The sequence below is a fragment of the Azospira sp. APE16 genome, assembly GCF_047901315.1.
GTDB lineage: Bacteria > Pseudomonadota > Gammaproteobacteria > Burkholderiales > Rhodocyclaceae > Azospira > Azospira oryzae.
In genome coordinates, this window is sequence record NZ_CP179682.1 from 2,074,806 (window position 1) to 2,101,355 (window position 26,550).

At 67.8% G+C, this 26,550-nt stretch carries 27 protein-coding genes; 10 read left to right on the forward strand and 17 right to left on the reverse strand.

Annotation, left to right across the window (positions count from 1 at the left end; translation table 11 throughout):
• Window positions 1-19: 19 nt before the first annotated feature.
• On the reverse strand, window positions 20-799 hold the full coding sequence (locus tag ACLSSQ_RS09965) for an RNA methyltransferase (RefSeq protein ID WP_130458431.1): 780 nt from the start codon (window positions 797-799) through the stop codon (window positions 20-22).
• Window positions 800-900: 101 nt separating this feature from the next.
• On the opposite strand from ACLSSQ_RS09965, the gene ACLSSQ_RS09970 reads away from it, so the two are divergent.
• On the forward strand, window positions 901-1,704 hold the full coding sequence (locus ACLSSQ_RS09970) for an inositol monophosphatase family protein (protein ID WP_014237420.1): 804 nt from the start codon (window positions 901-903) through the stop codon (window positions 1,702-1,704).
• 84 nt (window positions 1,705-1,788) lie between these two features.
• On the opposite strand, the gene ACLSSQ_RS09975 is transcribed toward ACLSSQ_RS09970, so the two are convergent.
• From ACLSSQ_RS09975 to ACLSSQ_RS10030, 12 genes are all read right to left on the reverse strand, one after another.
• A complete protein-coding gene (locus ACLSSQ_RS09975) occupies window positions 1,789-4,713 on the reverse strand; it encodes a putative bifunctional diguanylate cyclase/phosphodiesterase (RefSeq protein WP_416242578.1) in 2,925 nt (974 codons plus the stop codon).
• On the reverse strand, window positions 4,714-5,637 hold the full coding sequence (locus ACLSSQ_RS09980) for a substrate-binding domain-containing protein (protein ID WP_416242579.1): 924 nt from the start codon (window positions 5,635-5,637) through the stop codon (window positions 4,714-4,716). It lies immediately after the preceding gene.
• Between the two features lie 203 nt (window positions 5,638-5,840).
• Window positions 5,841-6,062: a glycine zipper 2TM domain-containing protein gene (locus ACLSSQ_RS09985; RefSeq protein ID WP_130458429.1), complete on the reverse strand. Its 222-nt coding sequence runs from the start codon at window positions 6,060-6,062 to the stop codon at window positions 5,841-5,843.
• A 27-nt stretch (window positions 6,063-6,089) separates the two neighbouring features.
• Window positions 6,090-6,674, reverse strand: a complete 585-nt coding sequence (locus ACLSSQ_RS09990; protein ID WP_014237416.1) for a glycine zipper 2TM domain-containing protein — start codon at window positions 6,672-6,674, stop codon at window positions 6,090-6,092.
• A gap of 27 nt (window positions 6,675-6,701) precedes the next feature.
• Window positions 6,702-7,037, reverse strand: coding sequence for a hypothetical protein (locus ACLSSQ_RS09995; protein ID WP_014237415.1), 336 nt, complete (start codon window positions 7,035-7,037; stop codon window positions 6,702-6,704).
• 225 nt (window positions 7,038-7,262) lie between these two features.
• Window positions 7,263-8,624, reverse strand: a complete 1,362-nt coding sequence (locus tag ACLSSQ_RS10000) for a sigma 54-interacting transcriptional regulator (RefSeq protein ID WP_416242580.1) — start codon at window positions 8,622-8,624, stop codon at window positions 7,263-7,265.
• A 2-nt stretch (window positions 8,625-8,626) separates the two neighbouring features.
• A complete protein-coding gene (locus tag ACLSSQ_RS10005) occupies window positions 8,627-9,079 on the reverse strand; it encodes a hypothetical protein (RefSeq protein WP_287875473.1) in 453 nt (150 codons plus the stop codon).
• Between the two features lie 39 nt (window positions 9,080-9,118).
• Window positions 9,119-10,555, reverse strand: a complete 1,437-nt coding sequence (locus tag ACLSSQ_RS10010; RefSeq protein WP_416242581.1) for an ATP-binding protein — start codon at window positions 10,553-10,555, stop codon at window positions 9,119-9,121.
• A gap of 98 nt (window positions 10,556-10,653) precedes the next feature.
• On the reverse strand, window positions 10,654-11,220 hold the full coding sequence (locus ACLSSQ_RS10015) for a YceI family protein (RefSeq protein ID WP_416242582.1): 567 nt from the start codon (window positions 11,218-11,220) through the stop codon (window positions 10,654-10,656).
• Between the two features lie 75 nt (window positions 11,221-11,295).
• A complete protein-coding gene (locus ACLSSQ_RS10020; RefSeq protein WP_416242583.1) occupies window positions 11,296-11,874 on the reverse strand; it encodes a YceI family protein in 579 nt (192 codons plus the stop codon).
• A 50-nt stretch (window positions 11,875-11,924) separates the two neighbouring features.
• Window positions 11,925-12,464 carry a cytochrome b gene (locus tag ACLSSQ_RS10025; RefSeq protein WP_416242584.1) on the reverse strand — a complete coding sequence of 180 codons (540 nt, stop codon included), beginning with the start codon at window positions 12,462-12,464 and terminating at the stop codon, window positions 11,925-11,927.
• Between the two features lie 14 nt (window positions 12,465-12,478).
• Window positions 12,479-13,324 (reverse strand): DODA-type extradiol aromatic ring-opening family dioxygenase, encoded by an 846-nt coding sequence (locus ACLSSQ_RS10030; protein WP_416242585.1) that lies wholly within the window; start codon window positions 13,322-13,324, stop codon window positions 12,479-12,481.
• Between the two features lie 139 nt (window positions 13,325-13,463).
• Between ACLSSQ_RS10030 and ACLSSQ_RS10035 the strand changes: the two genes are divergently transcribed.
• Window positions 13,464-14,345, forward strand: a complete 882-nt coding sequence (locus ACLSSQ_RS10035) for a LysR substrate-binding domain-containing protein (RefSeq protein ID WP_416242586.1) — start codon at window positions 13,464-13,466, stop codon at window positions 14,343-14,345.
• 6 nt (window positions 14,346-14,351) lie between these two features.
• On the opposite strand, the gene ACLSSQ_RS10040 is transcribed toward ACLSSQ_RS10035, so the two are convergent.
• From ACLSSQ_RS10040 to ACLSSQ_RS10050, 3 genes are all read right to left on the reverse strand, one after another.
• On the reverse strand, window positions 14,352-15,059 hold the full coding sequence (locus tag ACLSSQ_RS10040) for a hypothetical protein (protein WP_416242587.1): 708 nt from the start codon (window positions 15,057-15,059) through the stop codon (window positions 14,352-14,354).
• A gap of 106 nt (window positions 15,060-15,165) precedes the next feature.
• The gene (locus ACLSSQ_RS10045) at window positions 15,166-15,558 is read right to left on the reverse strand and encodes a carboxymuconolactone decarboxylase family protein (RefSeq protein WP_287875486.1); all 393 of its coding nucleotides are present in this window, start codon (window positions 15,556-15,558) and stop codon (window positions 15,166-15,168) included.
• Window positions 15,491-15,955, reverse strand: a complete 465-nt coding sequence (locus ACLSSQ_RS10050) for a MerR family transcriptional regulator (protein ID WP_416242588.1) — start codon at window positions 15,953-15,955, stop codon at window positions 15,491-15,493. The genes ACLSSQ_RS10045 and ACLSSQ_RS10050 overlap by 68 nt, the downstream gene beginning before the upstream one ends.
• 141 nt (window positions 15,956-16,096) lie before the next feature.
• Between ACLSSQ_RS10050 and ACLSSQ_RS10055 the strand changes: the two genes are divergently transcribed.
• The 4 genes from ACLSSQ_RS10055 (at window position 16,097) to ACLSSQ_RS10070 (ending at window position 22,407) form a co-directional block, all read left to right on the forward strand.
• Window positions 16,097-17,065 carry an MBL fold metallo-hydrolase gene (locus tag ACLSSQ_RS10055; protein WP_130458420.1) on the forward strand — a complete coding sequence of 323 codons (969 nt, stop codon included), beginning with the start codon at window positions 16,097-16,099 and terminating at the stop codon, window positions 17,063-17,065.
• Between the two features lie 294 nt (window positions 17,066-17,359).
• Window positions 17,360-17,728, forward strand: coding sequence for a hypothetical protein (locus ACLSSQ_RS10060; protein WP_416242589.1), 369 nt, complete (start codon window positions 17,360-17,362; stop codon window positions 17,726-17,728).
• Window positions 17,729-17,946: 218 nt separating this feature from the next.
• The gene (acnA, locus tag ACLSSQ_RS10065) at window positions 17,947-20,643 is read left to right on the forward strand and encodes an aconitate hydratase AcnA (protein WP_416242590.1); all 2,697 of its coding nucleotides are present in this window, start codon (window positions 17,947-17,949) and stop codon (window positions 20,641-20,643) included.
• Between the two features lie 396 nt (window positions 20,644-21,039).
• Window positions 21,040-22,407, forward strand: coding sequence for an EAL and HDOD domain-containing protein (locus ACLSSQ_RS10070; protein WP_416242591.1), 1,368 nt, complete (start codon window positions 21,040-21,042; stop codon window positions 22,405-22,407).
• 141 nt (window positions 22,408-22,548) lie between these two features.
• Here the strand turns inward: ACLSSQ_RS10070 and ACLSSQ_RS10075 are convergent, their stop codons facing one another.
• Entirely contained in the window at window positions 22,549-22,770 is a 222-nt protein-coding gene (locus tag ACLSSQ_RS10075; RefSeq protein ID WP_014237398.1) for an RNA-binding S4 domain-containing protein, read from the reverse strand.
• A gap of 157 nt (window positions 22,771-22,927) precedes the next feature.
• Here ACLSSQ_RS10075 and ACLSSQ_RS10080 point away from each other — a divergent pair, with 157 nt between their 5' ends.
• Genes ACLSSQ_RS10080 through ACLSSQ_RS10095 form a run of 4 tightly spaced genes read left to right on the forward strand, consistent with a single transcriptional unit; the run spans window position 22,928 to window position 26,546 of the window.
• Complete coding sequence (locus tag ACLSSQ_RS10080; protein ID WP_130458415.1) at window positions 22,928-23,476, forward strand: TetR/AcrR family transcriptional regulator; 549 nt, start codon at window positions 22,928-22,930, stop codon at window positions 23,474-23,476.
• A complete protein-coding gene (locus ACLSSQ_RS10085) occupies window positions 23,473-24,438 on the forward strand; it encodes an HlyD family secretion protein (protein WP_416242592.1) in 966 nt (321 codons plus the stop codon). The genes ACLSSQ_RS10080 and ACLSSQ_RS10085 overlap by 4 nt, the downstream gene beginning before the upstream one ends.
• A gap of 13 nt (window positions 24,439-24,451) precedes the next feature.
• Window positions 24,452-25,384, forward strand: coding sequence for an ABC transporter ATP-binding protein (locus tag ACLSSQ_RS10090; protein ID WP_416242593.1), 933 nt, complete (start codon window positions 24,452-24,454; stop codon window positions 25,382-25,384).
• Window positions 25,385-25,388: 4 nt separating this feature from the next.
• Entirely contained in the window at window positions 25,389-26,546 is a 1,158-nt protein-coding gene (locus tag ACLSSQ_RS10095; protein WP_416242594.1) for an ABC transporter permease, read from the forward strand.
• Window positions 26,547-26,550: the final 4 nt, after the last annotated feature.

Genomic DNA, 26,550 nt, shown 5'->3' on the forward strand with positions numbered 1-26,550 from the left:
AAATATCCCACTATTTTTATCAACTATTGTCCCGATTAATCTTGGCCCCGGGCAGGGGTTTCTCCGCCGCCGCCAGGATGCCGCGCAGGATGTTGATCTCGTCCTTCTCCAGGGCCGCCCGTCCGAACAGGCGGCGCAGCTTGGGCATGAGGCGGCGCGGGCTGTTGGGATTGAGGAAGCCGGTGGCCGTCATCAGGCGCTCCAGGTGGGCGTAGAAACCTTCCACCTCCTCGTGACTGGCCGGCGGCGTGGCAAAGGGTGTGGCCAGGGAACTGACCGGGGGCGCCCCGTCGAAGGCTGCCTGGCGCACCTCGTAGCACAGCACCTGGACGGCGGCCCCCAGGTTGAGGGAGCCGTAATCCGGGTTCACCGGCACCGTCACCAGCCGCTGGCACTGTTCCACCTCCGCATTGGTGAGGCCGGAAGTCTCGCCGCCGAAGACCAGGGCAATGTCGCCCTGGGCCGTCCACTGCAGCAGCTCGGGCACGGCCTGGCGCGCCGGCCGGGGAATGGGCCCCAGGTCCCGCTGCCGGGCCGACAGGGCCGCTGCCAGGACGGTGCCCTGCAAGGCCTCTTCCAAACTGGTGCAGATGCGGGCGTGCTCCAGCACGTCGGCAGCGCCGGAGGCCCGGGCGGTGGCTTCGTCATCGGGAAACTGTTTCGGATTGACCAGGGTCAGGCGGGACAGGCCCATGGTTTTCATGGCCCGGGCGGCGGCGCCGATGTTGCCGGGATGGCTGGTGTTGCACAGCACGACGCGGATGCGTCCGAGCATCTCAATGGGGCTAATGGGGTTCATGGTGTAAAATGCCGGTTTATCCAAATGCTTAGGGCAGTCGCCGGCCGGGTCTACAAGACCGGAAGCCCGGAAACTGCCCCTTCGAGTTCTTTACAAAAGCCATGCATCCAACCCTGAACATCGCCGTCAAGGCCGCCCGTCGCGCCGGCCAGATCATCAACCGCGCCTCCAACGACATCGACCTGCTCAAGGTCGTTGCCAAGCAGCAGAGCGACTTTGTCACCGAAGTGGATCGGGCTGCCGAAGCCGCCATTATCGAAACCCTGCGCGAGGCTTACCCGAATCACGGGATTCTAGCAGAGGAGAGCGGCGCCTCCGTCGGACGGGATGAGGAATACCAGTGGATCATCGATCCCCTGGACGGCACCACCAATTTCATCCATGGCTTTCCCCAGTACGCCATTTCCATCGCCCTGGCCCACCGCGGCCAGGTGACCCAGGCCGTGGTCTACGACCCCATCCGCAACGAGATGTTCACCGCCACCAAGGGTGCCGGCGCCTTCCTCGACGACCGCCGCATCCGCGTCGGCAAGCGGGCCAAGCTGCAGGACGCCCTGATCGGCACCGGTTTCCCCTACCGCAGCTTCGACCACGTGGATGCCTATCTCAACATCTTCAAGGAACTGACCCAGACCTGCGCCGGCATCCGCCGCCCGGGCGCCGCCGCCCTGGACCTGGCCTGGGTGGCCTGCGGCCGTCTAGACGGTTTCTGGGAATTCGGCCTTTCCCCCTGGGACATGGCAGCCGGCACCCTGCTCATCACCGAGGCCGGCGGCCTGGCTACTGACCTGGCCGGCGAACCCGGCTATCTGGACAGCGGCAACGTGGTGGCGGGCAGCCCGAAAATCTTCGCCCAGCTGCTGCAGACCGTGCAGTCCAACAGGGGCAGCAACCTGCCGCGCTGAGACGCCAAAGCACACCTCGCCCGCTACGGGTATGAAAAAACGGCGCCTGCGGGCGCCGTTTCTCTTTTCCGCGATCGTTTTGCCTCAGCTTTCCGGCATGGGGACGCCGCCCCGTAGCGGCACCGGCACATAGGCGGCAACCCAGGCCTGGAATTCCTCCGCCGGCACCGGCCGGCAGAAGTGGTAACCCTGGGCGATGTCGCAGCCCATGGCGTTGAGGATCAGCAGTTCGGCCTCGTGCTCCACCCCCTCGGCCACCACCTTCAGCCCCAGGCTGTGGCCCAGGGAGACGACGGCGTGCACGATGGCCAGGTCGGCCGAATCGTTGACGATGTCCCGGACGAAGGAAGCATCGATCTTCAGCTTGTCCAGGGGGAAGCGCTTCAGGTAGGACAGGCTGGAATAGCCGGTGCCGAAGTCGTCGATGGACAGGCGCAGGCCGGCCTGCTTCAGTTCGGCCAGGACAGCGCCCACCTGCTCCGGCTCCTCCATGACGATGCTTTCCGTCAGTTCCAGTTCGATGCGCCCGGCGGGCAGAGGATAGTCGCCGACGATGTCGAGCAGGTTTTCCTTGAAGTGCTTCTGGCGGAACTGCAGGGAAGACAGATTCACCGCCACCGGCACCGGTTTCAGGCCCATGGCCGGCCACTGCTGGTCCCACTGCACCTGCTGGCGGCAGGCTTCGGCCAGGACCCAGTCGCCGATTTCCAGGATGGTGCCGGTCTCCTCGGCCAGGGGAATGAAGTCGGCCGGCGAAACGAAGCCCGAGTCGCCCCGCCGCCAGCGGATCAGGGCCTCGGCCCCCACCAGGCGGCCGCTGCGGATCTCCACCTGGGGCTGGTAGAAAAGCACGAATTCCTTGCGCTGCACCGCCCCCCGCAGGGAGTTCTCCAGGGCCAGGCGCTCCCCGGCCCGGGCGTTCATTTCCGGGCGGAAGAACTGGTAGTTGTTGCGCCCCCGTTCCTTGGCATGGAACATGGCCGTGTCCGCATTCTTGATCAGCCCCTCCTCGTCCTCGCCGTCGGCAGGGAAGACGCTGATGCCGATGGAGGCCGTCACCCGCAGCTCCTTGCCGGCGATGTTGAAGGGCGCCGTCAGCTGGGCCAGGACGGCGTCGGCCACATGGGCCGCGTCCTCGGAGCGGCGGATGCGGTGCAGGACGACAATGAACTCGTCGCCCCCCAGGCGGGACACCGTATCCGATTCCCGCACCGCGTCCTGCAGGCGCTTGGTGACGCCCTTGATCAGCTCGTCGCCGACGGAATGGCCGAGGGAATCGTTGATGGTCTTGAAGCGGTCCAGGTCGATGAACAGCACCCCCACCTCATGCCCCTCCCGGGCGGCGGCGGCAATGGCCACGGTGAGCCGGTCCTGCAGCAGCATGCGGTTGGGCAGGCCGGTGAGAGGATCGTGCTGGGCCAGGAACTGGATGCGGTCCTGGGCCGCCTTGTGCTCCGTGAGGTCGGAGTAGATGGCGATGTAGTTGCTGACCGTCCCGGCGGCATCGGCCACGGCGCTGATGGCGGCCCACTGGGGATGGATGCGGCCATCCTTGGCCCGGTCCCAGATTTCCCCCTGCCAATGGCCGGTCTCTTTCAGGCTGCGCCACAGATTGGCGTAGAACGCCTGGTCGTGGCGGCCGGACTGGAGGAAACGGGGCGTCCGCCCCCGCGCCTCTTCCAGGGTGTAGCCGGTGACGGCGACGAAGGCCCGGTTCACCAGCAGGATGCGGTTTTCCGCATCGGTGACGAAGACCGCTTCCCGGCTCTGTTCCAGCACGCTGGCCCACAAGCGCAGCTGGTCCTCCCGGCTGCGGATGGTATGGGCCATGTCCTGCAGGGAATCGAAAAGGCTGGCGAACTCGACGCTGCCCGGCGCCTGCCCGGCGATACCGTCGTACTGGCCGGTCTTGACCCGTTCCACGCTGGCCAGCAGGTTCAGTACCGGCCGGGAGATGCCCCGGTTGGCCAGGGCCTGGCTGAGGGGCACCACCAGGGCCCCGGCCAGCAGCAGCACCAGCAGCAACACCCCCAGGGTTTCCCGCACCTGCTTGTTTACGCCCTCCTTTTCCAGGACCAGGAGCGGATAGGCCTGTTCGTTGCCCAGCAGGGGCAGGGAAAACAGCATGAGGAAGTGCCGGGGCGTCTCCTGCCAGCCGCTCAGGGGATTGCCGGCATTTTTCAGGAGCGGCGCCGCCCGGCTCAGATCGACCTCGGAAGCCAGGGCCTGGATGTCCCCCACCACCTGCCCCTGGGCGAAGAGCAGGCCAAAGTGCAGCGGCGTGTAGCGGGTCACCTGTTCCAGGAAGCCCTGGCCCAGGGTCTGGGCCACCACCACCCGCCCGACCGTGAGAGGCTCGCCCCGGGGAAAGTGGCGGATCACCGGGGCGCTGGCCAGCAGCATCAGCCCGTCGGGCGAGCGGACCATGGCCTGGGTCGGCGGCGCATTGCGGGCCAGGCCGGCGAGGAACTCCACCTCCACCGGCGTGCGTCCGGCGTGCCACTGGTTGGGCGAGAGGGAGTCCTGTTGCCAGGCCAGGGGGGCACCCGCATTGTCGAAGGCCAGGAAGCCCGCCTCCTGGCCGTTTTTCTCCACCCGGCCGAAAGCCACCCACTGGCCCCGGCTGTCCACCACCACCAGGGACAGGTGGTCGGTGGCGCTGGAAAGACGGGCCAGGTCCCCGGCCAGGCGTTTCTTCTCCCCGTCGAACACCAGGGGATCGTAGTGCAGGGGATCGGAATAGCGGGACACCAGGTTGAGGCTGGCCACCAGGGCCTCGTCCGCCGCCAGGCGCCCGGCCATCTGCAGCAGGAAGGTCTGGCGGGCCCGGATTTCGGCACTGAGGGCCCGCTGGGCGGTAGCAAAGACCTCCCGGGTTTCCTCCCGGTGGAAGCGCTCCACCCCGACGGAAAGCAGGGTGCCCACCACCGTCAGCACCAGAAAGATGCTGAGCAGGAGCAGGGCCAGCAGCTTGGCCTTGATGCTGGGGAGCCAGTTGGGGGCGGACATCTAGAAAACCGGCTCCTGGCGGGCGCTGCCCTGCCGCGTCACCAGCTGGCTGGGCACCACCACCCGCCGCGGCACAGGGCGTCCGGCGAGAATGTCCCGCACCACCCGGGCCGTCGCTTCGGTACTCAGGGGATAGGTGAAGGAGGCCCGCTGCTCGCCGTCAGCGATGGCCTGGCGCGCCTCCCGGATGTAGTCGATGCCGACGATGACCAGCCGGCCCGGATCGATGCCGTGCTTGCGCAAGGCCAGGCGGGCGCCGCTGGCCATGCTGTCGGACTGGGCGTAGATGGCATCGAAGGGACGCCCTTCCTCCAGCGCCTCCTCCACGGCCTTGACCGCGTCGGCCCGCAGGTAATTGGCCGGGCGAATGCTGTGCAGGCGCAGGCCGGGGTGGCGGCGCAAGGCTTCGACAAAGGCGGCGGTGCGCATCTGGGAGGTGCTGGCGCCGGGAATGCCCTGCAGCACCAGCACCGTGCCCCGGCCCTGCAATTCGGCGGCGATGAAGGCAGCGGCAGCGGCACCGATCTGCCCGTCGTCGGGCCCCACCCAGGTGGTATAGGCGTCCCCCTCCACCCGGCGCATCAGCAGCACCACCGGGATACCCTGGCGGTAAGCCTTGGCCAGCACGGGCGCCAGGGCCTGGGAATCCCGGGGACTGACGATCAGCACATCGACGCCACGGGCGACGAAATCCTCCACGTCGGCCACCTGCCGGGCCGTCTCGCCCTGGGCATCGGAAAAGACGAAATTGACGCCGGGCTGGCGATTGAACGCCTCCACCAGGGCCCGCACCTGGGCCAGGCGGTAGTCGTTGGCCAGGGTGTCCTGGGCGAAGGCCACCAGGCGGGGGCGCTCGCCCCCCTGGGCTCCCCCTGCGGCAGCCAGGCACCAAAGCAGCAGGGCCGGGAACAACCAGGCCCTCATTTTGTGATTCGGAAACATCCCACTCGCTCCCTGCCGACGGGCATTGCCGATGGTATTTTTTTCTATGACAAAAATACTAGCATGACCCGGGGCTGGCTGCGGCGGTGCACCAAAAAAAGAGCCGATGGTAGGCGCCCCCGCCTACCATCGGCTTACACAAGCACCCGGAAACCGGGCGCGGCTCAAAGGGATTCGGCTCGGCGTCAGCGACGCTTGGACAGCTCGTTGCCCACCAGGCCGCCGGCAGCGGCGCCGGCCACGGTACCCGCCGTGCTGCCGCCAGTCAGGGCGGAGCCGACGACACCGCCGACGACGGCGCCGGTGGCCACCCCGACCTGCTGCCGGGTGGGATTGCCGCTACAGGCGGACAGGGTCATGGCCAGGACGGCAGCGGCGACGAGGGCGAAGGATTTTGCGGTTTTCATGTTGTTCTCCACGGGGTTGGGATGGGTTCAGGGAATGGCGCTGACGTTGCCGTTCACCACCTTCACCTTGTCGCCGGCGGCCACGGCGGGCACGTGGGACTGGGAAATGGTGCGGTAGGCGCCGTCATCCATGCGCACGGTGATGCGGTAGGCGGTCTGGCGATTCATGTTCTTTTCGATGCTGTTGCCGGCATAGGCCCCGCCGGCAGCGCCGATCAGGGTCATGGCCGTATTGCCGCCGCCCCGGCCGAACTGGTTGCCCACCAGGGCGCCGGTGACGCCGCCGGCCACAGCCCCCAGGCCGCTGGCATTGCCTTCCAGCTGCACCATGCGCACCGTTTCCACCACGCCGCAGTTGGCACAAGTGGACTTGGCGCTGGCGGCCCCCTTGGCGGCGGGCTTGCCGCCCTCCTCCGCCTTGGCGGCGTCCTTATCGGCCCCCTTCTCCTGCAGCTGGGAAGACGCCGAGGGAATGAGACCGGTAATGGCACCGATGCCCAGCAGGCTGAAGACGGTGAGAGAGACGGCGGCCGCCGTCAGCAGGGGATGCAGGCGACGGGCCCGCACCGGGGCCGGGGTCGGGGAATGGCCGATTTCGAAAGTGGAATCCATGGTCGCTCCTTGGCAGGGGGAACTGGCTTACCAGTCGTGGCGGTCGTGGTGGTGACGGTGACGATGCTTGTAGTGGCCGCGGTGGTAACCCCGGTCGTGACGGTCGTCGTAGTAGCCGCGGCGGCGGCCATCGTCGTAACGGGAACGGGTATTCAGGGAAACGCCGGCAGCCGCGCCGAGGGCGCCACCGACCATGGCCATGTCGCGGCCGCCGATAGCCGAACCGACGGCGGCGCCGGCCGCACCGCCAAGGGCGCCGCCAACCACGGCATCGCCGTCAATGCCACCGTGGGCATGGGCCGCATTGAACAGACCGGTGCTACCGATCAGCAGGGCCAGCATGACAACTTTCCTGAACTTCATTTTTATTCTCCTGGGCAAAAAGCGCCGCCTTGGGAGTGCGGCTTGCAACCGTTATTGCAACGGCCGTGCCAGGAATAAAACTTCCTTGAAGATCAGTCGGTTAGGAGAAAACAAAAAGAACGGGCCGGCCCCGGAATTTCGGGGCGGCCCGACAGGGGCTGCCATCCTTGATCGCAGCCAATTGATTTAAAACGGATTTATTTTGTCGGGCCAGCCCGACGCCCCTCAGGCGCTGTCGCCGGCCCCGGGCTTGAACTGCTTGGCATCCAGCTGATGCCGTTCCAGCAGCTTGTAGAACTCAGTGCGGTTGCGCTGGGCCAGACGGGCCGCCTGGGTGACGCTGCCTTCGGTGAGGCGCAGCAGGCGCACCAGGTAATCCCGCTCGAACACCTTCTTCGCCTCGTCCAGGGAAGTGAAGGCGCTATCACCGGAGCGCAGGGCACCCTGGATCAGGGCCGCCGGCACCAGGCCGCCGCTCACCGGGGAGAGGGCCACCGCCTGCTCCACCACATTCTGCAACTGCCGCACATTGCCCGGCCAGGGCGCCGTCACCAGGGCTTCCATGGCATCCGGGGCGAAGGCGGTGACGGGTTTGCCGTAGCGGCTGGCCGTGCGCTGCAGGAAATGGTTGGCCAGCAGGGGAATGTCCTCCCGCCGCTCCGCCAATAGGGGCAGAGCCAGGGAGACCACATTGAGGCGGTAGTAGAGGTCTTCGCGGAACTGGCCGCTTTTCAGGAGTTCGTCCAGGTCCCGGTGGGTGGCCGAAACCACCCGCACATCAACCGGCACCGCCTGGGTGGCGCCCACGGGGCGCACCTGGCGCTCCTGCAGCACCCGCAGCAGCTTGGCCTGGAGGGACAGGGGCATGTCGCCGATCTCGTCGAGGAAGACCGTGCCGCCGTCCGCCTCCAGGAACAGGCCCTTGTGGTTGTAGGTGGCGCCGGTGAAGGCGCCCTTGCGGTGGCCGAAGAGTTCGGACTCCAGCAGGTTTTCCGGGATGGCGGCGCAGTTGATGGCGACGAAAGGCTTATCCGCCCGGGGGCTGGCCAGGTGGATGGCCCGGGCCAGCAGTTCCTTGCCGGTGCCGCTGGCGCCGGCGATGAAGACGCTGGCATCGGAGGCCGCCACCAGGCGGGCCCGCTCCAGCAGTTCCTGCATGGCCGGGCTGCCGCCCACCAGATCGGCGCGCCAGGGCTCGTTCTCGCCGCCGCCCTGGGCGGCGGGGGACGCCAGGCGCAGGGCCTGCTCCACCTGCTCCAGCAGGGCCTTGCCGTCGAAGGGTTTGGTGAGGAAACCGAAGACGCCGCGGCGGGTGGCATCCACCGCCTCGGGAATGGTGCCGTGGGCGGTGAGCACAATCACCGGCAGGGTCGGGGCCCGGCGCTGGATCTCGTCGAACAGGGCGAGGCCGTCCATGCCGCCCATCTTCAGGTCGGTGATGACCAGCTGGGGCCGCTGGGCCTGGAACATGACCAGGGCCTGCTCGCCGCTGTCGGCGGTGCGCACCCGGTGGCCGGCGGTGGCCAGGCGCAGGGCCAGCAGTTTGAGGATGTCGGCGTCGTCATCCACCAGCAGCAGTTCGGCCATGGCTATTGCCTCCCCTTGCGGCTGCGTTCGATGAGCTGGCGCTCGATGGACTTGAGTTCGTCCAGCTGTTCCTTCAGCTGCTGGGCCCGGCGCCCTTCCTTCAGGCGCTCGTTGAGCTGGCCCTGGACCAGGGTCGCCAGCTGGCCGGCGGGACCGGCATGGCCGGCCAGGGGTTCAAGCAGGGCCAGGGCCCGGGACTTGTCCTCCAGGGCCGGCTGGGGCAAGGCCAGCAGCACTCCCAGGCGCAGGCGGTTGCCCAGGCTGCGTTCCCGGTTGTAGGCCTGCTGGGCGGACGCCAGCTCCCGCTTCTGTTCCTCGGCGTTGGCGGCGGCAGTTTTCTGGGCCAGGGCCAGGGTATCGAGCACCAGGCGGCTTTCGTCCACCGGCGCCGGTGGCACATGACTGCAGGCCCCCAGGAAGAGGCAGAGGCTCAGCAGCAGGGATGGGAATTTCATGGGTATGCGGTAAGACAAGGCAGTTCGGCTAGGGAGGGTTCAGCGCCCGGCGGCAGCGAGGGGCAGGCTGAGACGGAAACAGGCCCCGGGAGGGCCTTCGGGCAGCATTTCGAGCCGGCCCCGGTGGGCCTGGGCCAGTTCCCGGGCGATGGCGAGGCCGAGGCCGCTGCCGGGGACGCTGGCGGCGGCGGGGCGGCTGCCGCCCAGGTAGAACCAGTCGAAAATGCGTTCCCGGTCGTTGGGGGCGACGCCGGGGCCCTGGTCACGCACGTCCAGGCAGGCAAGGCCGTCTTCGGACTTCAGGGCGACGGCGATCATACCACCCTCGGGAGAGTACTTGACCGCGTTGGAGAGCAGGTTGTCGAGGACCGTGGCCAGCTTGTCCCGGTCGCCCCGCACCGTCAGGGGCTCGCATTCGGCCTGGAAACGCAGGCCCCGGGCCTGGGCTGCCAGACGGTGGTCGTCCAGCCCCCGGCCCACCAGCCGGGCCAGGTCCACCGGCACGAATTCGAGGCGTCCCAGTTCATCCAGGGCCCGCTGGGCATTGAGCAGGCGCTCGATCATGGTCTGCAGCTGGCGGCTCTTGCCCTGGAGGATGGCGACGATCTCCCGCTGGCCTTCGGAGAGGGAGCCGGCGGCGCCGTCGGCCAGCAGTTCCGCCCCTTCGCGCAGGGCGGTCAGGGGCGTCTTCAGTTCATGGGAGACATGGCGCAGGAAGCGCACCTTCTGGGCCTCCAGCTCGTTCAGCTGCTGGCGCAGCCATTCCAGGCGCTGGCCCAGGCGCTCCAGGTCGGCCGGGCCGTGCACTGCCACCGGCGCCTGCAGGTCGCCACCGCCGAGGCGGGAGACGGCGGCCTCCAGTTCCCGCACCGGCCGGGCGATGAGGGCGGCGGCCAGGGCCGACACCACCAGGCCCAGCACCAGCATGGCCAGCAGCTGCTTCCACAGGCGCTGTTCCGCCTCCCCGGCCAGTTCGCCGAGGCGGCTCATTTCCCGGTCGGTGAGGGCGTCGCTGATGCGCTGCACGCCCCGGGCCAGGTCGGAAAGGGCGGCATAGTCTTCGGCCAGGCGGGCCTTGCCGCCCTGGATCTTCTCCAGGCGCTCGCGCAGGGCGGCCTCGGTGTCGATGGTGCGGTTCAGTTCCAGCAGCTGGGCTTCATCCAGGGGCAGCAGGGACAGCTCGCTGAAGGTGGTGCGAAAGCCAGCCCGCAGGGTGTCGTAGTCCGCCAGCAGGGACGGCTCTCCCAGCACCAGGTACTGGCGGGCGGAGCGTTCCAGGGCCACGGTCTGTTCCAGCAGCTGGCGGCTGGCCCGGGCCGCCTGGGCGGTCTGGCCCACGGCCTGGCGGCTCTGCTGCACCAGCAGGTTCACCTCCATGGCCGTCTGCACCAGGGCCACCACCAGAGGCAGGGCCGCGGCGAGAAAGGCCAGGGAGAGCAGCTTGAGAAAGGACTTGGGATAGAAGCGGGGAGACACGACGGGCCGACGCGATATCTGGGGAGGCCCATTCTAAAGGCAAAAAGGCCCGCCGATGCGCCTTGCATCGGCGGGCCCGGAGGCAGCCTCGGGGAGGCTTATTCCTTGATGGCTTCGACGGCGATGCTCAGGGTGACGTCGTCGCCCACATAGGGAGCGTACTTGCCGGCGTTGAATTCGCTGCGCTTGATGACGGCGGTGGCGTTGGCGCCGCAGGCGTCCTTCTTCAGCATGGGATGGGGCATGCACTGGAAGGAGGTGACGCTGAGGGTGACCGGCTTGGTGATGCCCTTGATGGTCAGGTTGCCATCCACGGACACCACCTTGTCGCCGTCAAAGTTCACCTTGGTGGACTTGTAGGTGGCGGTGGGGAACTTGGCGGTGTCGAGGAAATCCTCGCCCTGGATGTGGCCGTTGAACAGGGCGGAGCCGGTATTGACGGACTTCATGTCGATGGTCACGTCCACGCTGCCGCTCTTGGCGGCCTTGTCGATGACGATCTTGCCGCTGGTCTTGTCGAAATGGGAGAGCTGGGTGGAATAGCCGAAGTGGCTGTAGGAGAAGCGGGGGAAGGTGTGGCTGCCGTCCATCACATAGGTTTCGGGAGCGGCCACGGCGGCGAAGGAGGAAGCGGTGATGGCGACGGCGACGAGTTGCTTGATCATGGTGAATCTCCTGTAAGGGGTTTTCTAAGATTTCTCTGGGTACGACTTGGGGTTGGGGCGATACAGCGGTACGGCTTACTTCTTGGCCGCAGCGGCAGCCGCCGCCACGACGTGGAACTTGATCTGGATTTCATTGGCCACGGTGCCGAAGTCGGCCCACATGCCTTCGCCGATGGCGTAGTCGGCCCGCTTCAGCACGAAGGCGCCGTCGAAGACGCCGTTGGTGCCCTCCTGCTTGAAGGTGAAGGGGGCGGTGGCGTCCAGGGTCTTGCCCTTGATGCTCAGCTTGCCGGCGACCTCGAAACGGTTGTTGCCGAGGGCCTTGACGCTGCTGGAGACGAAGGTGGCCTTGGGGAAGGCCTTGGTGTTGAACCACAGCTTGCTTGCCACTTCGTCATTGGCCTCCTGGGAGCCGGCATCGATGCTGGCCAGATCGATCTCCAGGCTGGCCTTGGCGGCCTGGGGCTTGGCCGGATCAAAGGCGATGCTGGCGGCACTCTTCCTGAACTTGCCGTCGATGGGCACGTTCATCTGCTTGTAGGTGAAGGCGATCTGGGTCTTGTCGGCCTGCACCGCGTTGAACTCGACGGCCTGGGCCGGCAAGGCGAAGACGGCGGCGGCCAGGGCGGCGGCGCCGAGGGTTTGTTTGATCATGGTGTTATCTCCGTGACGATGGGGTTGGCGTACGTTTTTCTTGGTGCGACTCAGGAGCGGCCCGGCAGCATGCGGCGCAGGGTGGCGTCCCGGTCCAGGAAGTGGTGCTTCAGGGCGGCGCCGGCATGGGCGGCCACCAGGGCCAGCAGCAGGAAGTTGAGGCTCATATGCACGGTCTTCAGCAGGTTGCCCAGGTCCGGGTCCTTGCCGATCAGGTCGGGGATGGGCAGCACGCCGAAATAGACGGTCTGGAAGCCCTTCGCCGAACTCATCAGCCAGCCCGTGAGGGGGATGGCGAACATCAGCAGATACAGCAGGTGATGCACGCCCTCGGCGGCGAGGCGCTGCCAGGCCGGCATGGGCACGGGAGCCGGCGGCCGGTGGCTAAGGCGCCAGGCAAAGCGCAGCAGCATCAGCAGGAACAGGCTGACGCCGGCCCACTTGTGCCAGGAGTAGATCTGCAGCTTCTGCGGCGACAGGGGCAGGCCGGTCATGTAGAAGCCGACGCCCAGGGCGCCGAAGAGGCCCAGGGCCATCAGCCAGTGCAGGGCCTTGGCGGTGCTGCTGTAACGGTCGGTGCTGTGGTTCATGGTGATTCCTCGCTTCAGTGGGCAGCTACCGCGGCGGACACCGGGGTAGACGCGGAATGGTCGATTTGGTTTGCGTCCCCGGCGGTGACGCCGAAGGCATAGCTGTCCATGCCGATCACGCCATAGACCAGGCCCCCTTCCAGGCGGCGGACGGCGGCCCAGTCCTCGCCGGCGGCACCGATGGCCACCAGCAGAGGCTGCAGGTGTTCGTCGGTGGGATGGGCGCGCACCGCGTGGGGGGCCCGGCGGCGCAGGTCCAGCAGGGCATCCAGGTCGCCGGCGGCGATGGTGTCAGCCACCCACTCCATGAACTCCCGGGCATAGGCCGCTTCGCCGCCGCCCAGGCGGAAGTCCATCAGGTTGTGGGTGATGCTGCCGGAGGCCAGCACCAGCACGCCCTGCTGCCGCAGGGGCGCCAGGGCCCGACCCAGGGCCAGCAGCACCTGGGGCGAACCGGTCATGGGCAGGGACAGCTGCACCACCGGCACGTCGGCTTGCGGGTAGAGGTGCATGAGAGGCACCCAGGCGCCGTGGTCCAGGCCCCGGTGGGGATTGCTGCGGCCGGGGAAGCCGGCCCGGGCCAAGGCCTCCAGGACCTCGGCCGCCACCTCGGGGGCACCAGCGGCCGGGTAGCGCAACTGGTACAGGGCCTCCGGGAAGCCGCCGAAGTCGTGGATGGTCTCGGGCCGGGGGCTGGTGGCCACTTCCAGGCCGGCGGTGATCCAGTGGGGGGACACCACCACCACCGCCCGGGGCTTGGGCAGTTGCCGCCCCAGGGCCGTCAGCCGGGGGCCGATGATGCCGGGCTCCAGGGCAAAGGTCGGCGCGCCGTGGGAAATGAACAGGGTGGGCAGGGTCATGGTGCGGTCCCTCTAAAGTGGGCGGCAACAGGTGTGGCCGCGATGGAACGTACTTTATTGAACCGACGATTGAAGATAAATATACAATCCTGTGACTAACTGTTTTGATATTCGGAACAAAATGGACAGATTCCGGGAAATGGAAGCCTTCGTTGCCGTGGTGGACAGCGGCAGCTTCGTCAAGGCGGCGGACCAGCTGCGCAGTTCCAAGGCCGCCGTATCGCGCCTGGTGCAGGACCTGGAAAGCCGCCTGGGCGCCCGCCTCCTGCATCGCACCACCCGCCGCCTGTCCCTCACCGAGGCCGGCCGCCTCTACCTGGAACGCAGCAAGCAGATCCTGGAAGAACTGGAGGACGCGGACAGCGCCGTGGGCCTCACCACCAACCGGGCCGTGGGCCAGCTCAAGGTCAATGCCCCCCTCTCCTTTGGCGTGCTGCACCTGGCGCCGCTGTGGGGCGCCTTTCTCGCCACCCATCCGGAAGTGAGCCTGGACGTGAGCCTCAACGACCGGGTGGTGGATCTGGTGGAGGAAGGCTACGACCTGGCGGTGCGCATCACCCGCCTGCCCGACTCCTCCCTGGTTTCCCGGCGCCTGGCCAGCACCCGCATCCTGCTCTGCGCCTCGCCCCAGTACCTGGCGGCCCACGGCACGCCCCTGACCCTGGCCGACCTGGCCCGGCACCAGTTCATCGGCTACAGCTATTCCCCCAGCGGCGACACCCTGGAACTGGAAGGCCCCCACGGCATGGAAAGTGTCAATCTCCGCCCCCGCTTCCACGCCAACAACGGCGACACCTGCCGCGCCGCAGCCCTGGACCACCAGGGCATCGTTTTCCAGCCCACCTTCCTCTGCCACCAGGACCTGGCCAGCGGCCGCCTGGTGCCCATCCTGCCCCAGTACAAGCAGCGGGAACTGGGCATCTACGCCGTCTATCCCTCACGCAAGCACCTCTCGGGAAAGGTGCGGGCCCTGGTCAATTTCCTGGCGACGGCCTTCGAGCAGGCGCCCTGGGAGAACTAGCCCCCGTCAGCTGCGGGAAAGCAGCCCCAGGAAAGGCACCATGAGGATCAGGAACTGCAGCAGCGGTACGGCAATGACCAGTACCAGCAGCACCCGCGCCACCTTGCCCCAAACCGGCCGGGCGGTATTGTCGCTGCAACGCCAGACCAGGACCGTCACGCTCAAAAGCAGCGTCCACACAAAACCGACGGTCAATGGAAACACGAACATGGACAGCAGCACCTGGGTCTTTCCGTCCAGGTTCCCGATGAGGACATTGACGACAAGGCTGGCGAGGAAGGGCTCCGGAACATAGACAAGCCAGAAGGCCTTCCACAACGGCAGGCGCCCCTGCAGCAGGTCGGCCACGAAGCCGCTTCCTGTATCCGTCGGCTCCGGTTCCCTGGGCTGCGCTGGACGGCGCATTTCCCGGAACAGCAGCAGCAAGGACAGGCCGCTCGAGAGCATAAGCAGGGACAGGCCCCATACTGCCAGGGTGATTCCGCTTTGACGGAAATCGACCGCTGCATGCAGCAAACTGAGGGCCAGTTGCCGCAGGATGCCGACATCGTTCAATTGGCCGATATCGGCCGCCATGCCCTCGGTAATCGCCCCGGTGCCAGCCATGGAAAGAAACCAGTAGAGATAAAAGGCTGCCAGGCCGGTGAAGAAGGACCAGGTATTGAGCAACAACAAGGCGAGGCGGGCGGAAGGATACATGGGGTGGCGCGACATTTTCCGGACCATGACATGTGCAAGACCAGGACCATAACCTGCCGCCCCTTACAACGACAAGGGGCATCCGGGACGCCCGCCCCGGGGAACATCGCCGCCACCCCGCTCACCCGGCTTCGGCAAACACCTCCTGCGCCGCAAACAGGCCGTTGAGGGCCGCCGGAAAGCCGGCATAGACGGCCATCTGCATGATGGTCTCCACCACTTCTTGACGGCTCACACCCACGTTGAGGGCGCCCTGGATGTGCACCTTGAGCTGGGGCGCCGCATTGCCCAGGGCCGTCAGGGCCGCCACCACGGCGATTTCCCGGGAGCGCAGGTCCAGGCCCGGGCGGCTGTAGATGTCACCGAAGGGAAATTCGATCAGGTAGCGGGCGAAATCCGGGGCAATGCCGGCCAGGCTGGCCACCACCTTTTCCCCGGCCTGGCCGTCAATCTCCTGCAGCTTTGCCAGGCCTCTGGCGTAACGCTCGTTTTGCATCGCTTCGGACTTTTCCATGGGAGGCTCCTTTTGCCTTGGGTTGGATGGATGAAGCCTCCAGCTGCCGGTAATGCTCGACCTTGCCGGCCAGCACCGCCGCCGTTTCCTCCAGCTGGCGGATGTTCCGCCGCACGCCCTCCAGGTGCCGCTCCAGCATTTCCCGGCGCGCCCCGGCGGTGGCTTCGCCCCGGCGGCGCAGCTCGGCGAATTCCTGCATCTGCCGCACCGGCATGCCGGTACTGCGCAAGCGCAACAGGAAGGCCAGCCAGGCCATGTCGTCAGGCACGTAGCGGCGCTGTCCTCCCGGCCCCCGGGGCACCGTGCCGATGAGGCCGATGCGCTCGTAGTAGCGCAGGGTGTCGGGACTCAGGCCGGTGCTGGCGGCCGCTTTCTGGATGGAGAGATAGGGCTTCATGGCAGGCATCCTAAAAGCTGGAGCGCACTCCAGGTCAAGGGATAAAAAGGCGGGGAAACAGTCCTTGCGGCGAGCCCCGCGTCATAGGCCACACTCCCCTCCTTCTCCCATCATCCCAAACCCATAACAGGAGATTTCCCCATGCAACTGCGCCGCTCACTGCTCGCCCTTTCCGCCGCCCTCCTTTTCCTCGCGCCCCTGGCCCGGGCCGAAGCGCCCCAGGTGCAGACCCAGGTCCCCGGCTACTACCGCACCCAGCTGGGCGACTTCGAGGTGACCGCCCTCTACGACGGCGCCATCGAGCTGGAGACCAAGCTGCTGAAGAACGCCCGGCCCCAGGACCTGAACGCCCTGCTGGCCCGCATGTTCGTCGGCAACCCGAAGATGCAGACGGCGGTGAACGCCTACCTGATCAACACCGGCAAGAACCTGGTGCTGGTGGATACGGGCGCCGCCAAGCTGTTCGGCCCCTCCCTCGGCAACATCGCCGCCAACCTGAAGGCGGCCGGCTACAGCCTGGAGCAGGTGGATACGGTGGTGCTGACCCACCTCCACGCCGACCACATGGGCGGCCTCAACGACGCCGGCGGCCAGCCCATCTTCCCCAAGGCCCGCATCCTGGCGGCCCAGGAAGACAATGATTTCTGGCTCTCGGAAAAGGTGGCCGCCGCCGCGCCGGAAGGCATGCAGCCCTTCTTCAAGCTGTCCCGGGACAGCGCCGCCCCCTACCTGGCCAAGGGCCAATGGGCCACCTTCGCCGCCGGCAGCGAGCTGGTGCCAGGCATCCGGGCGGTCAAGGCCAACGGCCACACCCCCGGCCACACTGCCTTCGCCGTGGAGTCCAAAGGCCAGAAGCTGCTCATCTGGGGCGACCTGGTCCATGCCCACGCCGTGCAGTTCGCCAAGCCCGGCGTCTCCATCGAGTTCGACGTGGACCAGAAGCAGGCCATCGCCACGCGCAAGGCCATCATGAAGGAAGCCGCCGCCAGCAAGGTCCTGGTGGGCGGCATGCACCTGCCCTTCCCCGGCCTCGGCCACGTCCGCGCCGAAGGCAAGGGCAGCTACGCCTGGGTGCCGGTGGAGTTTGCGCCCCTGCCGGCCCGTCCCTAACTTCCGGCCCGCCCCCACGACAACGGGAATGGAGCGATCCATTCCCGTTTTTCATGGCACCTACCCTGAAAGCGGCACCAGTCCTTTATCTTCAGCATGCCATCGCCGGGATCGGCCAGGGGCGCGGCTTGCAGCCGAGGTGCCGGGCGCAGTGTGAAAGGGCTTCGGCATTTCCGGCATTGCAGCATAGAATCAGCACGGCCCGTAACGCCGGCAAAGGCGAAAAGGCCGCGTCTCCGTCCCCGGCCGGGGACGGCGCCACAACAAACCATAAACATCAAAGGAGAACGCAACATGCAGCAAACCCTTACCCGCATCGCCATCGTCACGGCCCGCCTGGCCGGCACCGCCGCCCTCATTCTCGGCATCCTGCTCTGGCTCGGCCAGGGCGGCGCCCTGCTCCACGCCCACATGGGCACCGGCGCCCTGCTGGTGCTGTCCCTGTGGCTGCTGTCCCTGCTCGGCCTCAAGGCCGCCCCGGCCCTGGCCATCCTCGGCGCCACCTGGGGCGTCGTGGTGCTGGCCCTGGGCGTGTTCCAGACCGCCCTGCTGCCCGGCAACTACCACTGGCTGGTCCAGGCCGCCCACCTGCTGATCGGCATCAGCGCCATGGTGCAGACCGAGCGCCTCGCCGCCGCCATCGGCCGCGCCAACGCCGGCTGAGGACGAACGCCCCACACCCCAGGGCGGCCCGCGGGCCGCCCTTTTTGTTGCCCGGCGTTTTGCTCCGGCGGCGGCCCTCCCACTCTGCGAGGCAGGGCAACGTCCGACAGACACGCCACGCCCGCCCGGGGTGGCCGTGACATAGGTGGCCACATTTCCGGAACGTTCGGCCGGCGGCGGACTCAGTACCCATGTCCCTCCCCTTTTCCGGAGCCGTCATGACCACCGATTCCTTTTCCACCCTGCAGCCCCTGGCCACCGCCCGGGGGCCCATCGACCTCTTCCACTCCCTGCCCGCCCTGGAGGCCACCGGCATCGGCCCCGTCTCCCGCCTGCCGGTGTCCCTGCGCATCGTCCTCGAAGCCCTGCTGCGCCACTGCGACGGCCGCCGGGTGACGCCCCGGCACGTGCACCAGCTGGCCAACTGGCAGCCCCGGGCGGAACGCACCGAGGAGATTCCCTTCGTCGTCGCCCGGGTGGTGCTGCAGGACTTCACCGGCGTGCCCCTGCTCTGCGACCTGGCCGCAATGCGCGATGCGGCGGCGGCCCAGGGCACGGACCCCAAGCGCATCGAGCCCCTGGTGCCGGTGGACCTGGTGGTGGACCACTCGGTACAGGTGGACGAGTACGGCACCCCCACGGCCCTGCGCCGCAACATGGAGCTGGAGTTCCAGCGCAACGCCGAGCGCTACCAGTTCATGAAATGGGGCATGCAGGCCTTCGACACCTTCAAGGTGGTGCCGCCGGGCATCGGCATCGTGCACCAGGTGAACCTGGAATACCTGTTCCGCGGCGTGCGCCGCCAGGGCGAACTGCTGTTCCCGGACACCCTGGTGGGCACCGACTCCCACACCACCATGATCAACGGCGTCGGCGTCGTCGGCTGGGGCGTCGGCGGTATCGAAGCGGAGGCGGCCATGCTCGGCCAGCCGGTGTATTTCCTCACTCCCGACGTGGTCGGCGTGGAACTGCGCGGCCGCCTCAACGAGGGCGTCACCGCCACCGACCTGGTGCTCACCGTCACCGAACTGCTGCGCCGGGAAAAGGTGGTGGGCAAGTTCGTCGAATTCTTCGGCCCCGGCACCACCAGCCTGTCCCTCACCGACCGGGCCACCATCGCCAACATGGCGCCCGAGTACGGCGCCACCCTGGGCTTTTTCCCGGTGGACGAGAAGACCGTGGACTACCTGCGCCAGACCGGCCGCAACGAGGCCGAGGTGGAAGCCTTTGAGGCCTACTTCCGCGCCCAGGGCCTGTTCGGCGCCCCCCGGGCCGGCGACATCGACTACAGCACCCAGCTGAGCCTGGACCTGGCCACCATCGTGCCCTCCCTGGCCGGCCCCAAGCGGCCCCAGGACCGCATCGATCTGTCCGACATGGGCCGCAGTTTCGACACCCTGTTCAGCCAGCCCACCAGCGCCAACGGCTTCGGCAAGCCGGCCGAACAACTGCCGCAGCGCCAGCCCACGGCCCGGGCGGGCGTGGATCTGGGCCACGGCGACGTGCTCATCGCCGCCATCACCTCCTGCACCAACACCTCCAACCCGGCGGTGCTGATCGCCGCCGGCCTGCTGGCGAAAAAGGCGGTGGACAAGGGTCTCTCGGTGCAGCCCCACATCAAGACCTCCCTCGCCCCCGGTTCCCGGGTGGTCACCGACTATCTGGAAAAGGCCGGCCTGCTGGCGCCCCTGGCCCGACTGGGCTTCGCCCTGGCCGGCTACGGCTGCACCACCTGCATCGGCAATGCGGGGGACCTGGCGCCCGAATTCAACCAGGCCATCGCCGAGCGGGACCTGGTGGTGGCCGCCGTGCTCTCCGGCAACCGCAATTTCGAGGCCCGCATCCATCCCGCCATCCGCGCCAACTACCTGGCCTCACCGCCCCTGGTGGTGGCCTTCGCCATCGCCGGCCGGGTCAATGTGGATCTCACCACCACGCCCCTGGGCACGGGCCGCGACGGCCAACCGGTGTACCTGCGGGAGATCTGGCCCAGTTCGGAGGAAATCGCCGCCGTGCTGCCCTTCGCCCAGGACCCGGCCACCTACCGCCGCCTCTACGCCGACTTCACCCGGGACCATGACCTGTGGAACGCGGTGCCGGCGCCGGAGGGACAAATCTACGACTGGCCGCCCTCCACCTATATCGCCCGGCCGCCCTTCTTCGACGGCTTCACTGTCGAGCCGCCGCCCCTGGCGCCCATCAACGGTGCCCGGGCCCTGCTGGTGCTGGGAGACTCGGTCACCACCGACCACATTTCCCCCGCCGGTTCCTTCAAGGCGGCCACCCCGGCGGGCCAGTGGCTCACCGCCCAGGGCGTGAAGTCCCTGGACTTCAACTCCTACGGCTCCCGCCGCGGCCACCACGAGGTCATGGTGCGCGGCACCTTCGCCAACGTGCGGGTGAAGAACCTGATGCTGCCGCCCAAGGCAGACGGCAGCCCGGTGGAAGGCGGCTACACCCTGCTCGACGGGCAGCAGGTGACGGTGTTCGAGGCTGCCAGCGCCTACCAGCAGCGGGGCATTCCCACCCTGGTCTTCGCCGGTGAGGAATACGGCACCGGCTCCTCCCGGGACTGGGCCGCCAAGGGCACCCGGCTCCTCGGCGTGCGGGCCGTGGTGGCCCGCAGCTTCGAGCGCATCCACCGGGCCAACCTGGTGGGCATGGGGGTGCTGCCCCTGCAGTTCAAGGCCGGCACCAGCGCCGCCAGCCTGGGCCTGGACGGCAGCGAGCGCTTCGACCTGCCCGGCGCCGACGGTCCCCTGCAAGCCCAGCAGGACCTGATGCTGCGCATCACCCGCAGCGACGGACGGGTGGAGCAAGTGCCCCTGCTGTGTCGCATCGATACCCCCATCGAGGTGGAATACTTCCGCCACGGCGGCATCCTGCCCTACGTGCTGCGCCAGTTGCTGAGCTAGGCGGCAAGCCGGATAACAAGGCCTCCGCCTGTTTTTTAGGCGGAGGCCAAAAACCCTGGCGGGTGACGCACTTAGGTGATTTGCCCACTGCTTTTCCACAGGCTTGTTCCCCTAAAAGGTGGATAAAGGCGTTTTATCCACCGGCGGAACCCCGCGCCAATGCTCGATCTGCGGCCCATCCCCCGGTTTTGCCCCAATTGCCGTTTTTTTAGGCGGAGAGCAAAAACACCTAGGAATCAGGGGGGTGGCGCGCTTATCCCCGGCCTATCCACAGACTTGCTCCGGTGAATCGGGGATAAGATTTACCTCCCCGACTGCCAACTTTTGACAGCTTTCCACCCGGGCGAGGGACGTAAAATAACGGGTTACAACAACCCACAATAAAATCCCCGACCCATGGTTTTTGGCAAACTCATCGGCCGTCTCACCGGCCAGGACGACACCCCGCTCCAGCCCCTGCCCCTTTCCGCCCTGGTGACGACGCCCGTCGTCGATCCGGCCGTGGCGGCCCAACAACGGCAACGCGCCGCCGCCGAAGCCATGCTGCGGCGTGAAGAAATCATCGACAGCCGCAACCGTCTCTGCGGCTACCGCTTTTCCACCGCCGGCAGCGCCGCCGGACAAACGTCACCCCAGGCCGACGCGCCGGCGGAAAGCGCTTTCCTCTCTGCCCTGGCAGAGATCGACCTGCCCGCCTTCGCCACCCGCCGCCTGGCCCTGGTGCCGATCTCCCGCGCCGCCCTGGCCGCTGGCGGCCACCTGCCCCTGCGGGCCGCCCGCAGCACCTTGCTGCTGGATGTGGAAGGTTCGGACGTGGAGGCCTGGCTGCCCCTGTTGCAGCAGGCCAAGGCAGATGGCTGCCGCCTCGCCCTGCGCGGCCTCACCCTGCTGCCGGAACACGCGCCCCTGCTGGCCCTGGCGGACCTGGCCCTGCTCCGCCTGGACGACTACGACCTCACCGATTTCCAGCGCCTGGCCCGGGGCCTGAAGGCGGCTGCGCCCCAGCTGGAGCTGGCCGCCGACGGCGTGCCCGGCTGGCCGGAACGCCGCATGTGCGCGGCCTGGGGTTTCGACTACTGCCTCGGCCCCTTCACCGTGCTGGCCGATTGCGAGGAACCCGAAGGCAAGCTGGACAACTCCCGGGTCGTGCTCATGGAAATGCTCAACCTGATCCGGGCCGAGGCCGACCTGGCGGACCTGGGCGCCGTGGCCAAGAAGGACCCGGGCATCGCCCTCAAGGTGCTGGCCCTGGCCAACTCCCCGGCAGCCGGCCTGTCGGCGCCGGTGGCCAGCCTGGAACAGGCCATCATGGTCCTGGGCCGGCAGCGCCTGTACCGCTGGCTCACCGTCGCCATGTTCCGCGTCGGCACGCCCCGGGACCGGGACGAGGCCCTGCTGGAAGTGGCCATGACCCGGGCCCGCTTCCTCGAAACCGTGGCCGACGGCGTGCTGGCCAAGAAGGATTGCGACGAGCTGTTCCTGGTGGGTCTGCTCTCCCTCTTCGACGTGCTGCTGGCCATGCCCCTGACCAAGGTGCTGCAGCTGATCAATCTGGCGGACGAGGTGACGGCCGTCCTGTTGCGCAGCGAGGGGCCCTACGCCCGCTTCCTGCAGCTGGCCCTGGCCGTGGAGCACGGCCGCAGCGCCCAGGCGGCGGACATCGCCGGCGAACTGGGCATCGATCCGGCGGGCCTCGGCAACACCAGCCAGCTGGCCCTGGCCTGGGCCGAAGAAGCCCTGGGCATCAGCGCCCCCGACCTCTAGCCTCGGTCGATTGGTCAACTGCCAATCCGGCAGGCCGCAAGACAAAGGGCCGGCAACGCAAGTTGCCGGCCCTTTGTCTTGTGTGTCGCCGCACTCAGCCAACGCGGGAGCAGTCCCGCCCGGCCACTGCCTCCTGGGCGCTTAGGCCTCCTCGGCCACCAGCTGGATGGTCTCGCCGCCGAACTGCACCTTCTGCCCGGGGCGCAGCTTGGCCCGCTTGCGCGTTTCCACCTTGCCGTCCACCTTCACCTGGCCCTCGTCCACCATGATGTGGGCCTCGCCGCCGGAAGACACCAGGCTGGCCGCCTTGAGCAGTTGATCGAGCTGGATGTATTCGCCGCGCACGGGAAAAACAATGGCCATGAAAAATCCTTCAGAAAATGACGGCCGCTAAAGCCAAGGGCCGCATTGTCCCAGACTCAACCGGCAGCCACCACCGGCTCGGGCGAAATATTTTTGGTAAGCCCACCAAATCTTGGTAGAGTTACCAAACAGTATTCACCCACGGCATCCACTGACCATGAGCGTCAAGCAACGGCTCCTCGCCGCCGGCGTCACCCTGCTCCACGAACAGGGCCTGGCGGCCCTCACCCAGCCCCGCATCGCCAAGGCGGCCGGGGTCAGCCAGAGCCATCTCACCTATTACTTCCCCACCCGCAACGAACTGCTGCTGGCCATCGCCGAACAGTCGGTGAATGACGCCCTGACACGCCAGCTGGGCAGCCCGGAGGCCGACCCGGCCCAGGCCCTGGCCGCCGCCATGCGCTTCCTGCCCCGGGTGCGCATGCTGCTGGGCCTGGTGGCCGCCGCCGATCAGGAACCGTCCCTGCGGGAAGCGGTGAGCCGCCTGGTGGACCACGTGCGCCAATCCATCGCCCAATTGCTGAGCCACCTGGGCTACGCGCCGGAGGCGCCCCAGGTACTGGTCTTCCACGCCGCCATCGTCGGCCTGGCGGTGATGAACCTGGGCCGCCAGAGCCCCCAATCCGAAGCGGAGCTGGCCGTGGGCCTGCGCCAGCTTCTGGCCCTCCTGCCCCATCCCACCGCCCCGGGGAGTCCCGCACCATGAAAACCGCCACCCTGCCCCTGCTGCTCGCCGCCGCCCTGCCCCTGCTGGCTGCCTGCGGCCGCGATGCCGCCCCCGTCTACCCGGGTTACGTGGAAGGCGAATACCTCTACCTGGCGGCCCCCCAGGCCGGCTACCTTAAGTCCCTGGAGACGCCCCGGGGCAGCCGGGTGAGCGAGGGCCAGGCCCTTTTCGCCGTGGCGGCGGACCCGGACGCCCAGGCCCTGGCCGAGGCCGAGGCCCGCATCGCCGCCGCCCGGGAAAAGGCGGAAAACCTCAAGGAACCGCGCCGGGCGCCGGAGATCGCCGGGCTGGAAGCCAATCTGCGGGCGGCCGAAGCGGGCCGCCGCCTGGCCCGCACCCGCCTCGACCAGCAGCAGGCCCTGGCGCGGCAGAACTTCGTCGCCCAGGCCAAGCTGGACGAAGCCCAGAGCGCCTTCGACCAGGCCGTGGCCCAGGAGGAGGCGGCCCGCCAGCAGCTGGCCACCTACCGCAGCACCCTGGGCCGCCAGGCCGAGGTCAAAGGCGCCGAGGCCGACCTGCAGGCCGCCGCCGCCCTGGCGGCCCAGAAGCGCTGGGTGGTGGAGCGGAAGGCCGTCAGCGCCCCCGCCGCCGGCGAGGTGACGGAGACCTACTACCGTCCCGGCGAATGGGTGCCCGCCGGCGCCGCCGTGGCCAGCCTGCTGCCGGACAACCGCCGCAAGCTGCGCTTCTACGTGCCGGAAACGGCCCTGGCCGGGCTCAAGCCGGGACAGGCGGTGGAAGCGGCCTGCGACGGCTGCGCCCAGCCCATCCGCGCCAGCATCGACTTCATCGCGCCCCAGGCCGAATACACGCCGCCGGTGATCTACAGCCGGGGCAGCCGGGAAAAGCTGGTCTTCCGTATCGAGGCGGCGCCGGTCCCGGAACAGGCGGCCAGCCTGCGTCCCGGCCTGCCGGTGGATGTGCGCCTGCTGGAGCGCTGAGATGGAAGCCGGGATGAACGACTCCCCGCTGGTCATCGACGTCACCGGCATCAACAAGCACTTCGGCGACAAGCACGTGGTGAAGGACCTGGCGCTGCAGGTGCGGCAGGGGGAAATCTTCGGCTTCCTCGGCCCCAACGGCAGCGGCAAGACCACCTCCATCCGCATGCTGTGCGGCCTGCTGACGCCGGACAGCGGCCAGGGCACCTGCCTGGGTCTGGACGTGTTGCGGGAGAGCGCCGCCATCAAGCGCCAGGTGGGCTACATGACCCAGAAGTTCTCCCTGTGGGACGACCTCACCATCGGCGAGAACCTGGATTTCGTCGCCCGCATGTTCGGCATGGAGCGGCGCCGGGAGGCGGTGGACCGGGCCCTGGAGGAACTGGGCCTGGCCGGCCGCCGCAGCCAGCTGGCCGGCACCCTTTCCGGCGGCTGGAAGCAGCGCCTGGCCCTGGCCTCCTGCCTGCTGCACCGGCCCCGGCTCTTGCTCCTGGACGAACCCACCGCCGGGGTGGATCCCAAGGCCCGGCGCGACTTCTGGGAGGAAATCCACCGCCTCTCCGCCGCCGGCATCACGGTGCTCGTATCCACCCATTACATGGACGAGGCCGAGCGCTGCCACCGTCTCGCCTACATCGCCTACGGCACCCTGCTGGCCTCGGGCACGGCGGAGCAGGTGGTGGCGGCCCAGGGCCTGCACACCCGGGAAATCAGCGGCGCCAGCCTGCACGGCCTGGGGGAGGCACTGCGCGGCCTGCCCGGGGTGGATCTGGTGGCCAGCTTCGGCAACGTGCTCCACGTCAGCGGCCGCGACGAGGCCAGGCTGCAAGCCAGTCTGGAAGCCTTCCTCCAGGGCAAGCCCATGGAGATGGCCGTCGTTCCTGCCTCTCTGGAGGATGCCTTCATCCACCTCATGCAGGGCAGTCCGGATCCGTTCCAGGGGTGATGCCATGAAACAGCGTCTGCAGAATTTCTCCCAAGCCTTCTCCTTCACCTTCTCCTTTTCCCGCTGGTTCGGCATCCTGCTCAAGGAGTTCATCCAGCTGAAGCGGGACCGGCTCACCTTCGGCATGATCGTCGGCATTCCCATCATCCAGCTGCTGCTGTTCGGCTTCGCCATCAACTCCGACCCCAAGCACCTGCCCACCGCCATTGTCATGGCCGACCCGGGCCCTTTCGCCCGCTCCTATGTGGCGGCGATGCAGAACAGCGACTACTTCAAGATCGTCGGCAGCGTGGACGAAAAAGATGCCAACGCCCTGCTGGACCGCAGCCAGGTGCAGTTCGTCGTCACCTTCCCACCCGGCTTCCACCGGGACCTGGTGCGGGGCAAGGCGCCGACCCTGCTGGTGGAGGCGGACGCCACCGATCCCATGGCCGCCGGCGGCGCCATTTCGGTGCTCAACAGACTGGGACTGGAAGTTTTCGCCCCCGACCTGCCGGGGCTGGAAAAGACCGCGACGCCGCCCCTGGACCTGCGGGTGCACCGCCGCTACAACCCGGAAGGGCTCACCTCCTACAACGTGGTGCCGGGCCTCCTGGGGGTGATCCTGACCATGACCATGGTGCTGATGACCGGCCTGGCCATGACCCGGGAACGGGAACGGGGCACCTTCGAGAACCTGCTGGCGACGCCGGCCACCCCGGTGGAGGTGATGACCGGCAAGATCGTGCCCTACATCCTCATCGGCCTGATCCAGGTGACCCTGATCCTGCTCGCCGCCCGCTTCATTTTCGACGTGCCCATGCACGGCAACCTGCTGCTGCTCTACGCCGTGGTACTGCTCTTCATCTGCGCCAACCTGACCCTGGGCATCACCTTCAGCTCCATCGCCCGCAACCAGCTGCAGGCCATGCAGATGACCTTCTTTTTCTTCCTGCCCTCCATGCTGCTCTCGGGCTTCATGTTCCCCTTCCGCGGCATGCCGGAGTGGGCCCAGGTGGTGGGCAATGTCCTGCCCCTCACCCATTTCCTGGTGCTGGTGCGGGGCATCCTGCTCAAGGGCAACGGCATCGACATGGTGTGGAGCAGCGTCTGGCCGATCCTGGCCTTCATCGCCGTGGTGCTGGGTATCGGCCTGCGCACCTTCCGCCGTACCCTGGACTAAAAAC